We start from the raw sequence: 1,480 nt of genomic DNA on the forward strand, positions 1-1,480 counted from the left end.
CTCGTATCAGCGGTTCTCGGCGTCGAAGCCGGAGAACAGGCCGTCGAGGTCCTCGGCGTCGCGGTAGTCCTCGCGCAGGATGGTCGCCGCGTTGGTGTAGTGCAGGACGTAGTCGCGGAAGAACAGCTCGTTCTCCAGCACGTGGTTGACGATCGCGCCGAGGAAGGCCACGTCCGAGCCCGCCCTGATCGGCACGTGCAGGTCGGCCAGCGCGCTGGTGCGGGTGAAGCGCGGATCCACGTGGATGACCACCGCGCCGCGGGCCTTGGCCTCCATCACCCACTGGAACCCGACCGGATGCGCCTCGGCGAAGTTCGACCCCTGGATCAGCACGCAGTCGGAGTGCTGCAGGTCCTGCAGGAACGTCGTGGCCCCGCCGCGCCCGAACGACGTGCCGAGCCCCACCACGGTCGAGCTGTGGCACACCCGCGCCTGGTTCTCGATCTGCACCACGCCGAGCGCGGTGAGCAGCTTCTTGATGAGGTAGTTCTCCTCGTTGTCCAGCGTCGCGCCGCCCAGGCTGGCGATGCCCATCGTGCGGGCCACCCGGCGGCCCTTGTTCTCCCACTCCCAGGTCGCCCGGCGGGTGGCGATGATCCGGTCGGCCACCATGTCCATGGCGGTCTCCAGGTCGAGCTCCTGCCAGTCGGCGGCGTGCGGCGGGCGGTACAGGACCTTGCTCAGCCGTCCGGAGCCGGTGGTGAGCTGGAGGCTGGAGGCGCCTTTCGGGCACAGCCGGCCCCGGCTGATCGGGGAGTCGGGGTCGCCCTCGATGTGCACGACCTTCTCATCACGGACGTAGACGTTCTGGGCGCAGCCCACCGCGCAGTACGGGCACACCGACTTGACCACGCGGTCGGCGGCGGCCGTCCGGGCCGGGTGCGCGCCCGTGCGCGGCGACTTCACCGCGGCGGCCCGGCCGAGCTTGTCCTTGCCGGTGAGCTGCCGCAGCAGCGGCCAGGAGAACCCCATGCCGCTCACGCGCCCGTCTGGCGCATGCGCCGGTCGCTCCAGGCCCGCTCGCGCATCCAGGCGCGCACGTCGCCGCGCTCGACCGGCCCGACCTCGCGCGGGTTGACCAGGTGCTGGGTACGCCCGGCCAGCAGGCCCGGCCGTCCGCGCCGGCGTGCCACCGCGTCGCTCCCGTCGGCCGGCACGCCCGTCGCGATCAGGTACGCGCGCCCCGCGGGCACGCCCAGCAACCTGGCGATCTCGGCGTAGTCCAGCCCCTGCGACAGCAGCCGCAGCACCCGCTCCTTGCTCGGCATCGTTCCCCCCGGCGCCCGTGCCCCCCGGTTCCGGTCCTCCCCTTCGCAGGCAGGAGGAAACCCGAAGTCCCAGGTCAAAGGCGTACTTGGGGGGACAGTTGGCGTCAGGCCAGGCGGGCGGCGGCCTCCGTCCAGGCGGCGGCGTCGCCGGAGGGCTCGTACCGGCGCAACTCCTGCGTGTCGGCCACCAGCGCGCGCATCCCGGCCAGGTC

1 protein-coding gene and 1 pseudogene are annotated in these 1,480 nt (G+C 72.5%); both read right to left on the reverse strand.

Annotated elements, in window-relative coordinates:
• Positions 1-9: 9 nt before the first annotated feature.
• Positions 10-972 (reverse strand): annotated as a pseudogene (locus ACWCSD_RS52555) (molybdopterin-dependent oxidoreductase); the annotation flags it as partial.
• Between the two features lie 5 nt (positions 973-977).
• Positions 978-1,268 carry a hypothetical protein gene (locus ACWCSD_RS52560; protein ID WP_352364948.1) on the reverse strand — a complete coding sequence of 97 codons (291 nt, stop codon included), beginning with the start codon at positions 1,266-1,268 and terminating at the stop codon, positions 978-980.
• Positions 1,269-1,480: the final 212 nt, after the last annotated feature.

The organism is Nonomuraea sp. NPDC001684, from assembly GCF_053596515.1.